Below are 9539 nucleotides of genomic sequence, written 5' to 3' on the forward strand. Positions count from 1 at the left end.
ACTCCTCGGTCAGGGAGCGGGCGCGTGCCGCAGCGGGCAGCCTTCGGTGTCGTGCGCGGCGAAGAAGCGTGTGGCGGGTCGGGTGCGGTGGGCGTCGAGGACCATCCAGGTGCCGAGGACGAGTTGGGTCAGGCTGCGTCCGACGTCCTCGGCCCGGTCCCGTACGGCGAGCGCGGTGCGCAGCACACGGCGCCGTCGCGGGTCCGCCGGGCGGTGCCGCGGCAGCAGGAGGCAGGGCGCGCGGTGCGGGATGGACCGGGTGTGGCTGACGGGCGAGTCCAGCTCGAAGCGGGCCAGCACCTCACGGGTCGCGGCCCGCATCGCGATCGGGGCGAGGCGCCAGGCCGGGCAGGGCCGGTTGGCGGCGATGCCGAACGGGATGTGGTGGGCCTCCTTGGCGGACAGCGTCTCCCAGCGGCCGGGGTCGAAGCGTTCGGGGTCGGGGTAGCCGGTGGCGTGGTAGTCGGGGTAGCTGAAGGTGAGCACCGACCCGGACGGGATGCGCGGCATGCCCTCCAGGTCGATGTCCGCGGTGGTGACGCGGTGGGCGACGCCGAACAGCGGGAAGAGGCGGAACGTCTCGTTCATGACATGAGAGAGGTAGCGGTCGTCGCCGGTCCCGGACGCCACTCGCGCCTGCACGTCGGGATGGTGCGCCAGCGCCAGCAGCAGATGCGCCATCGCCTCCGACATCTGGACGACGGCCGTGTTGAAGAAGGTGCCCTGGAGGTAGTACGCGTGCTGACGGCGCGTCAGTCCGGCGGGGAGTTCGTGCGGCACGTCACCGGCGGCCAGCCTGCGCAGCAGATAGCGGGTGAGCCGGTCGCGGCGGCGCATGTGCCGCAGCCGGGTGCACTTGAGGGCGTCGACCACGTCCTCGGCGTTGTCGACGATCAGCTTGCGCGCCTCGGGCGGGCACTCCTCCTGGAACACCAGGGTGTAGAAGAACTCCGCCCACACCGGCATCATCAGGTCCCGCAGCCGCACCGGCCGCACGCCGTCGGCGGGCAGGGCGTCGAGGACGCGCCGGGTGCAGCGGGCGGCCGCGTCGGACAACTCGGCCGAGGTGCCGGACAGGAGGGCGAGGGTGCGCCGGGACACCTCGTCGTAGCGGGGGCCCGGTTCGAGGTGTTCCTGGTGGATGTCGGCGCCGGGTGCGAGCCAGTACCAGAACAGGTCGGACAGGGCCGCGCCCTTGCTGCGGCCGTTCGCGGCGGGGTGGCCGTAGATCTCCTCGAAGCGTTCGGCGCCGCCGTAGGTCTCGTGCGGGAAGGGCAGGCCCTCGTCGCCGTTGATCCGGGCGAAGAGCCTCATCCGCAGGCGGACGACCCGGCCGGGCAGCCAGGCCGGGGAGGAGAGCAGCACCGCGCCGCCCGCGGCCAGGGCTGCCGCCGTGGACTTTCTCAGCATGGGGATTCTCCTGTCGTCGGCGGCTGTGCCGTGCCGCGTGGCACCACCTGGTCGGCCGTGAGGTCGTCGGGGCGGCGGCCACCGCACAGGGCGAGCACATGGTCGAAGTCGGTGCGCAGCGCGGTCAGGTACTCCCGTACGCCGTCCTCCCCACCCGTGGCGAGCGCCCACAGCACGGGCCGGCCGATGCCGACGGCGCGTGCGCCCAGGGCGAGGGCCGTGGCGATGTCGCTGCCCCGGCGCACGCCGCCGTCCATGAGGACCGGTACGCGTCCGGCGACGGCTCCGGCGACGGCGGGCAGCGCCTCCACCGACGCGGGCGCGGCGTCGAGCTGGCGTCCGCCGTGGTTGGAGACGAGCACCGCGTCCATGCCCTGCTCGACGGCGGTCCGCGCGTCCTCGGGGTGCAGGACGCCTTTGAGGACGAGCGGCAGGCGGGTCGCCGCGCGCAGGCGGCCCAGGTCGTCCCAGCCCGCCGGCCACATGGGGATGGGGAGGGGACGGCCGGGCGCGCTGCCGGGCAGGTCGCGCATGTTCTCGGTGGCGAGATGCGGTGGCAGGTCGTGGAAGCCGTTGCGCAGGTCGCGGGTGCGGCGGCCGAAGACGGGGGAGTCGACGGTGACGACGAGCGCGGAGCAGCCCGCCCGCTCGGCCCGGCGGACCAGTTCGGTGGTGACTTCGAAGTCGGGGTGGAGGGAGAGCTGGAACCAGACGACGGCGTCGGCGTCCTTCTCGCGGGCCGCGGCGGCGACGTCGGCCACGGCGGTGGTCGCCGCCACGCCCGTCACCAGCGGGACGCCCGCCGCGGCGGCGGCGCGTGCGGTGGCCGTCTCGCCGTCGGGGTGGGCGAGCCGGTGGAAGGCGGTGGGGGAGACGAAGAGCGGGGCCGGCCACTCCCGCCCGAGGACGGCGACCCGGGTGTCGCGGCCGTCGCCGCCGCGCAGCACCCGGGGAAGCAGGGCCATCCGGCCGAACGCACTCTCGTTCTCCCGCAGCGCGGTCTCCTCACCGGCGCCACCGGCGAAGAAGTCGTAGTGCTCGCGCGGGAGTTGATTGCGCGCCGCCTCCGCCGGGCGGTGTACCGGGCCGGTGTGCTCGCCGGTCATGCCCGGGGCGCGGTGAGCGCGTCACCGGCCGGGGAACCCTCGCCGGCGAGGCGGGCGGTGAGGAAGGAGCGCAGCGGGCCGAGATGCACGTCGGGGTCGTCCCACTCGTTCTCCAGGTTCTCCGTGATGTGGTGCTCGGCGACCGGTTTCCCGCCACCGCCGGGGAGGAACTGCCGGACGACGGGGTGCAGGTAGCGGGCGTCGAGACCGCTGGTGTCCTGCTGGTTCATGCGGTTGACGCGGACGTCGAAGGGGTCGACCTGGTCGTGGTCGGCGCCATACTCCAGGGTGACGCTGAAGTAGGCGGCGGGCTCCCCGAACTCGCCCAGCGCAACAGCCGCGTGCAGATGCTCCACCGGCACCTCCTCGCAGTAGCGCACCTGACCGTCGGCGCCGACCAGGACGGCGTCGCCGAGGAACCCGAACATCTGCCACAGGGCCGAGCTGCGGTTGACGCGCTGGATGATCGCTTCGGCGACGTCGGCACCGGTGGCGGGCACGTCGGTGTGCGGCCAGGGCACACCGTGGTAGCGGCGCTCCAGGATGCGGGACAGCGCCTTCACGCCGTAGCGAAAACCGTGGATGAATCCGCTGGTCGATTTCTTGAAGTCCAGCGACTGGGTGATGGTGCCCGCGAAGTGGAGATCGGGTACGTTGACCGATTCCCAGGCGTCCGTGAGGTGCGGAAAGCGGTCCTTAATGGTCAGCTCCGGACGGCACTCCTCCGCGAAAATGGAGGCGTCGAAGCGGAACCCGGTGGCCAAGATGACCCGGTCGTACGGGATGTCTTTGACGACTTCGTCGACGCGCGAGAAACTGACGCTGACGACATACTTTCCGTCGTCATTCCGTTTGATACGCAGAATATTGCCGTCCAGGATCGCGTTCTGCGACTTCAACTGGTACGTGTCGAGAAAGTTGTTGTTCACGGCGCGCAGATGCCCGACGAAATGCGTGCGCCAGGCCAGCTTCAGCGAACCGGGCCCGGCGACGTGGATGACGGCGGCGGTCTCGATGAGGTTGTCCGCGGTCTCGAACGCCGAATTGCCCCGGCCGATGATGAGAACCCGCTGGTCGGCGAAGTCCTGCGGATCGACCGTCACCTCGTCGTAGCGCTCGGCGTCGGCCGCGCCCTCGATGGGCGGCACATAGGGCCGCGAGACACCGGTGGCGACGATGACGCGCCGCGCGCGGACAACGTTGCCATGGTCGTCCGTGGCGATGAACTCCCCGCCGTCCGGGCGGGATACGCGGCTGATGCGGGTGTTGTAGCGGATGTTGAGCCCGTGGTCCTGCGCGAAGTCGTCGAGGTAGCGGACGATCACGTCGGCGGGCGGGAAGTAGCGGGGGGTGTAATCGGTGAAGCGGGGGCCTTCGGCCGAGAGCAGCGAGTTCCAGTCGACGCGCAGCCGCAGTTCCGGGTCGCTCCAGCCAGTGTGCACCTTGTTGCTGGAGATCAGTGTCCGATGCCTAGGAAAACGAGTGTAGAATGTCCCCGGCGCCTCGCCGCTTTCGACGACGAGATAGTTCCGCCCGGCTTTTTTGAGGAAATAAGCGGCTTGCAGACCCGCGGGCCCGGCACCGATGACGAGATAGTCGACATGGACTGAATCAGACATTCTGGTCCTGCCTTCCATGGGGGTGCCGAAGACGGTACTTGATGGTTAAAGAACGCTGCCACCCCGCCTCGATGTGATCTGGGTCACACAGGAAGTGAATAGGCTACGCTCGTTTTCCGCCCATTCCCGCAGCCTTTACGTCGGCTATTTTCGGCCAAGAGTGGAGATGAAGTGGACGAACAGTCCGGAGGCGTCTTTCCGCAGGTTCTCCTCGACGCGTTCCGCGCCGCCCCCGAGCGGCCCGCCTTCGCGTACGAGGGGCACACCGTCACCAGGGGAGAGGTGCTCGACGCGGTCGCCGCGTGCGTACGAGGGCTGCGCGCGGCGGGCCTGACCGCGGGTTCGACCGTGGCGCTCGACACCGAGGTCTCCCCGGAGGCGTTCGCCGTCCGGATCGCCGCCCATGCCGTCGGCTGCACAGTGGTCGGCCTGCGCCCCGGGCTGACCGACGACCACCTGCGGTCCACCCTGGCCCGCGACGTCGACGCCGTGATCACCGACGACGCCACGGCCACCCCACAACTCCGCGCCGAGACCGCGAGGCAGGGCCTCCCGCTCCTGAACACCGCCACACTCCGGACGACGGACGAGGCGCACCCCGGCCCCGGCGACGAGCTGACCGCGCAGGGCGCCCCCGACACCGTAGCCGTCATCCACCTCACCAGCGGCAGCACCGGGCGCCCCAAGGGAACGATGGTCACCTACGGTGCGCTGTCCCTCAACTGGGCCTTCGAACAGGCCTGTTGGAACGACCGGGTCCGCCGGATCGCCGCACGCTACGCACGCTTCCTGCTGTTCGGCACCTTGAACAGTGCCGTGGTCTTCGAGCACCTGGGCCTGTGCCTGATGGGCGGCGGCACGGCCGTGATCCCCGCCCCGCCGCTGCGCTTCCCCGAGGTGTTCGCCCAGCACCGCGTCACCGCCTGCCTGGTGACCGTGCCACGGCTGTACGCGATCCTCGACGCGGTCCGGGACGGCGGCGCCGACCTCTCCACGGTGCGCAACCTCCTCGTGGCCGGATCACCCCTCCCGCCGCACCGGCTCACCGAGGCCGCCGCGCTGCTCGGCCCGGTCGTCCACCACGGCTACGGCCAGACCGAGACCGGCATGCTCGCCGTCCTCGAACCCGAGGAACTGGCCGGGAACCCGGCCCTGGCCGACAGCGTGGGCCGCCCGCTGGAGACCGTCGAGACGGCGATACGCGACAGCGAGGGCCGCGACCTGCCGACCGGCGACACGGGCGAAGTATGGGTGCGTAGGCCGGACTTCTTCCTCGGCTACTGGGACGACGCCGACGAGACCGCCGACGTACTGCGCGACGGCTGGGTGCGCACCCGCGACCTCGGCAGCCTCGACGCCGACGGCTACCTGCGACTGGCCGGACGCGTCCGCGACATCGTCATCGTCAACGCGATCGTCCACTACGCGGGGCCCATCGAACGCGCCCTCGCCGCCCACCCCGACATCGACCATGCCTACGTCGTGGGCGTCCCCGACGAGCACACCGGCGAGGCCGTCCACGCTTTCGTCGTACCCCGGCCCGGAGCGGCCGTCCCGGACGAGGAGACGCTGCGCAAGCTGGTCAGCCGGGAGCTCGGGCCGGCCGCCGCTCCGGCCGGGATCGTGCACCTCGCCGAGGTCCCGGTGGCCCCGAGCGGTAAACCGGACAAGGTGGCGCTGCGGGCGATGGTGCCGCCGCGCTGAGTGCGGTTCCCGTGCGCGGAGGCCCGCGCACGGGTCACTCGGCGGAGACCTTCTGAACGGTGGTGTCGTCCGGACGCAGGCGGCGCCCGTCCTCGGACAGCACTTCGAGCGGGCGCAGGCGGCGGCCCCGGCGCCGGTCGACCAGTTCGGAGTGCGGCTCGTCAGGGGCGAAGAAGTTCTGTTCGCCCCATTGCCGCAGCGCCACGATGACCGGGAAGAGCGCCTCGCCCTTCGCGGTGAGGACGTACTCGTGGTAGGCGCTGCCGTCCGAGGCGGGCACGGACTCCAGGACACCGCCCGCGACCAGCGCACGTAGACGCGCGGAGAGGATGTTCTTCGCGACGCCGAGGCTGCGCTGGAACTCCCCGAAGCGGCGGCTCCCGTCGAAGGCGTCCCGCACGATCAACAGGGACCACCAGTCGCCGATCGCGTCCACCGACCGGGCGACGGGGCACTCGCTGTCGTCGAAGCGCGTCCTGCTGACCATGCCGGTCCTCGCTCTCTCCGTCCCGCAGTGGTTGCAAGATGCTACCAGTGGCGGCTACGTTCGCATCTGGTAGCAAGTTGAAACCAGGAGAGAGGTGGGTGAGGGCGCTGATGTCCTGCGACAGCGAGGCCGCGACGCCATCGGCAGGCGCGTCGACAAGCGGATCGACGGGCGGATCGACGGGCGGATCGGCGGGCGGATCGACCGGCGCACGGAGCGCGCAAGGTCCCGCGTTCGTCCTGTCCCGCGCAACCGTCGTGCTGTTCGCCGTCGCCGCCGGAGCGGCGGTGGCCAACGTCTACTTCTCCCAGCCGCTCCTGGTGACCATCGGCCACGACCTCGCCATGAGCCCGGCGCTCGTCGGCAGCGTGGTCACCCTCACCCACGTCGGATACGGCCTCGGCCTGTTCCTCCTCGTCCCGCTGGGCGACGTGACCGACCGCAGACGGCTCGTCGTCACGCAACTGCTGCTGCTCGCGGGCGCGTTGGTCGCGGTGGCCACCGCCCGGACGGCGGCGGCCCTGCTCGCGGGCGTGGCCGCGACCGGGTTCCTCGCGGTCGTCACACAGACGCTGGTCGCCTTCGCCGCGTCACTGGCACCTCCCGCCCGGCGCGGGCAGGTCGTCGGCCTCGTCACCAGCGGCGTGGTCATCGGCATTCTGCTCGCCCGCACCGCGTCCGGCCTCATCGCCGATGCCGCCGGCTGGCGCTGGGTGTACCTCGCCTCGGCGTCGCTCACCGCCGTGCTCGCCGCGGTCCTGCACCGGGCGCTGCCGAGCGGGACGGTGGCTCGTTCGACCCCCTTGTCCTACGGGCGACTCCTGCGCTCCACACCGGCCTGGTTCGCACGGGAACGACTGCTGCGCACCCGGGCGCTGTTCGGCCTGCTGATCTTCGCCGCTTTCAGCACGCTGTGGAGCAGCGTCGCGCTGCCGCTCAGCGAGGCGCCGTATTTCCTGTCACACGGGGCGATCGGGGCGCTCGGGCTCGTCGGTGTCGCGGGCGCGCTCGCCGCGAACGTCGCGGGCCGCCTGAACGACCGCGGTCTCTCCCGGCGCACCACCGGCATCGCCCTGGCGCTGCTCGCCGTCTCCTGGCTGCCGCTGGCCCTGACCCGCAGCTCACTGTGGGCGCTGATCATCGGCGTACTCCTGCTCGACCTCGCCGTGCAGGCCGTCCACGTCACCAATCAGACGTTGATCCACGCCCTGCGTCCGGAGGCGGGCAGCCGGCTGATCGGCGGATACATGATCTTCTACGCGATCGGCAGCGGGAGCGGTGCCATCGCCGCGACCGCGTTGTACTCGACGGGCGGCTGGACGGCGGTCTGCGCCCTGGGCGCCGTCTTCAGCGGCCTCGGGCTCGCCCTGTGGATCCGGGACGCGCGGACATGGAGAAGCCCTGGTCGGACGGGGGAGGCCGACCAGGGCCGATAAGGGTGTGGCGCGCGGAGGGCGGTCGCCTCGCGGCGAAAGGCTCCATGGGGCTTCAGCCGAACGATCTTCCCCATGGGCTGTAGGTAGGGCCCGGGGACACTGTCCCCTCCGCAGCCACACTCCTTCCAACGGGGGACCGGACCGGAATGTTCCTGACGCGGCCGGACCGGGGAGTGAACCGCGCCACAGTCCACCACCGCGGCACGTACGCACAAGTGCGCCCCCGGCCGGGCGGCCGGGGGCGCGGGGAACACGGGACCTCAGTGCTCGGTCGTGCCACCGCCATAGCTTCGGCGGGCGGCGTCGGCGGCCTTGTCGGTCTGCGCGTCGTACTTGTTGCCCGTACGTTCGTCGATGACACGCTCGGCGCTCTCGACGCCCTTGTCGGCCTGGTCGGGGTGGCCCTTGGCCAGCTCCTTGGCCTTGTTCGCCATATCGCCCAGCTTGCCCATGGTGCATACCTCCCACGTTCGTACGTGCGTCGTGCCTGACGACAGGTACCCAGGAAGTCGCGAGCAACCCTCCCTCCGGACAATTTCGTGGCGAGTGGTGAGGAGCGCCGCGCCCAGCAGAGCCGCCAGGGGCTGGCACGCCGCGATGGAGAGCAGCAGGACGCTGGTGCCGACGCCGTCGACGGCTCCCGCGACGGCCGCGCCCAGGGCGGCGGCGGTGCTCTTGAGTCCGGCGCCCAGGGTGAAGATCTGGGTGCGGATCTCGGAGGGCGCGTACTGTTCGCGGGCGGCGAGCAGGGCGCTGAAGAGGGGGCCCGTGCAGGTTCCGGCGAGCGCGAACAGGGCCGCTGTCACGCCGAGCGCCGGTGTGGTCGCGGCGACGGCGAGGGGCAGTGCGGACGCCGCCAGGCAGGCCAGCACCACGCGCTGGGGGTGCGTGGCGGTCCAGGGGCGGGCCGCGTAGACGAGCGATCCCGCGAGGGAGCCGACGGCGAAGGTGGTCATCAGGCCGCCCGCAGCCCAGCCCGCTCCGTACTGAGCGGCCAGGAGCGCCGTCAGTACGGGCAGGGCGCCGATCCCGAGCTGACCGGCGCTGCTGGCCCACGTGACCGCGCGCAGAGGCCGGTTGCGTACGAGTTCCAGGAGACCGGTGACCAGATCGGCGGGGCGCAGGGGCGCGGAGTGCCGGGGTGTGGTGGTCCTGCGGGCGAGCGGCAGGGTGCTCATGACCAGGGCGGCGAGCGCAGCGGCCGCGCCGAGAGCGACCAGAGCCGCTTGCGGTCCGAGTGTCGCGGCCAGTGCGGCGGCGAGGGCCGGGCCGCAGATGCCCGCCAGGTTGTACGAGGTGGAGTCGATGCTGAACGCCCTGCTGAGGCGGTCGGCCGGCAGCAACTCGCCGAGGACGCTGGTCAGCCCGCCGGTGATGAGCGGAGCGCAGCATCCGGTCGCCGCGGCGAGGGCGAGGGCGCAGGCGTCAGGGACACGGCCCACCGCGAACGCGGTCAGGGCGAGCCCCAGCCCGTAGACGAGCAGGCACGAGGCGTGGAAGAGGCGGCGGCGCCGGACGCGGTCCGCCATCGCTCCCAGTACGGGCGCCGCCACGACGTGCGGGATCATCAGCGCCGCGACCAGCGCGCCGCCCAGACCGGCGCTGTGCGCGCGGTCCAGGGCCAGCAGGATGAGCGCGATCCGGGCACCCTCGGCGGCCAGCCGCGCGGGCACGGCCACGCCTAAGTGGGCGTTTGATTTGGTGTTGTCTGTTTGGTTTGGGGTTAGGTGTCACGCCAGGTGGGGGTGTTTTCGCGGGTGAGGCGGCGGGTCATGAG

General features: G+C 71.7%; 7 protein-coding genes and 1 pseudogene. 2 read left to right on the forward strand and 6 right to left on the reverse strand.

All coding sequences use genetic code 11. From position 1 onward, the window contains the following. Positions 1-9: 9 nt before the first annotated feature. From ABZ877_RS02200 to ABZ877_RS02210, 3 genes are read right to left on the reverse strand one after another with little or no spacing between them, the layout of a single operon-like run. Entirely contained in the window at positions 10-1410 is a 1401-nt protein-coding gene (locus ABZ877_RS02200; protein WP_361062786.1) for a cytochrome P450, read from the reverse strand. Then, the gene (locus tag ABZ877_RS02205; protein WP_361062789.1) at positions 1404-2516 is read right to left on the reverse strand and encodes an alpha-hydroxy acid oxidase; all 1113 of its coding nucleotides are present in this window, start codon (positions 2514-2516) and stop codon (positions 1404-1406) included. The genes ABZ877_RS02200 and ABZ877_RS02205 overlap by 7 nt, the downstream gene beginning before the upstream one ends. After that, positions 2513-4135: an NAD(P)-binding domain-containing protein gene (locus ABZ877_RS02210; RefSeq protein WP_361062793.1), complete on the reverse strand. Its 1623-nt coding sequence runs from the start codon at positions 4133-4135 to the stop codon at positions 2513-2515. Before ABZ877_RS02210 ends, ABZ877_RS02205 begins: the two co-directional genes overlap by 4 nt. Before the next feature lie 171 nt (positions 4136-4306). On the opposite strand from ABZ877_RS02210, the gene ABZ877_RS02215 reads away from it, so the two are divergent. After that, positions 4307-5839, forward strand: a complete 1533-nt coding sequence (locus tag ABZ877_RS02215) for a fatty acid--CoA ligase family protein (RefSeq protein WP_361062796.1) — start codon at positions 4307-4309, stop codon at positions 5837-5839. 34 nt (positions 5840-5873) lie between these two features. Here ABZ877_RS02215 and ABZ877_RS02220 read toward each other — a convergent pair whose 3' ends face one another. Next, positions 5874-6326, reverse strand: coding sequence for a helix-turn-helix domain-containing protein (locus ABZ877_RS02220; protein ID WP_361062799.1), 453 nt, complete (start codon positions 6324-6326; stop codon positions 5874-5876). A gap of 98 nt (positions 6327-6424) precedes the next feature. On the opposite strand from ABZ877_RS02220, the gene ABZ877_RS02225 reads away from it, so the two are divergent. Further along, positions 6425-7762, forward strand: coding sequence for an MFS transporter (locus tag ABZ877_RS02225; protein ID WP_361062802.1), 1338 nt, complete (start codon positions 6425-6427; stop codon positions 7760-7762). 260 nt (positions 7763-8022) lie between these two features. Here ABZ877_RS02225 and ABZ877_RS02230 read toward each other — a convergent pair whose 3' ends face one another. Together ABZ877_RS02230 and ABZ877_RS02235 are read right to left on the reverse strand one after the other, a co-directional pair. Then, a complete protein-coding gene (locus ABZ877_RS02230; RefSeq protein WP_361062902.1) occupies positions 8023-8214 on the reverse strand; it encodes an antitoxin in 192 nt (63 codons plus the stop codon). A gap of 126 nt (positions 8215-8340) precedes the next feature. Next, positions 8341-9441: pseudogene (locus tag ABZ877_RS02235) on the reverse strand (MFS transporter); the annotation flags it as partial. Positions 9442-9539: the final 98 nt, after the last annotated feature.

This window comes from Streptomyces sp. NPDC046939, assembly GCF_040644575.1.
Classification (GTDB): Bacteria; Actinomycetota; Actinomycetes; order Streptomycetales; family Streptomycetaceae; genus Streptomyces.

Coding starts and splice junctions, on each gene's coding strand:
- ABZ877_RS02200 (WP_361062786.1), bottom strand. CDS start 1,410: ATGCTGAGAAAGTCCACGGCGGCAGCCCTGGCCGCGGGCGGCGCGGTG.
- ABZ877_RS02205 (WP_361062789.1), bottom strand. CDS start 2,516: ATGACCGGCGAGCACACCGGCCCGGTACACCGCCCGGCGGAGGCGGCG.
- ABZ877_RS02210 (WP_361062793.1), bottom strand. CDS start 4,135: ATGTCTGATTCAGTCCATGTCGACTATCTCGTCATCGGTGCCGGGCCC.
- ABZ877_RS02220 (WP_361062799.1), bottom strand. CDS start 6,326: ATGGTCAGCAGGACGCGCTTCGACGACAGCGAGTGCCCCGTCGCCCGG.
- ABZ877_RS02230 (WP_361062902.1), bottom strand. CDS start 8,214: ATGGGCAAGCTGGGCGATATGGCGAACAAGGCCAAGGAGCTGGCCAAG.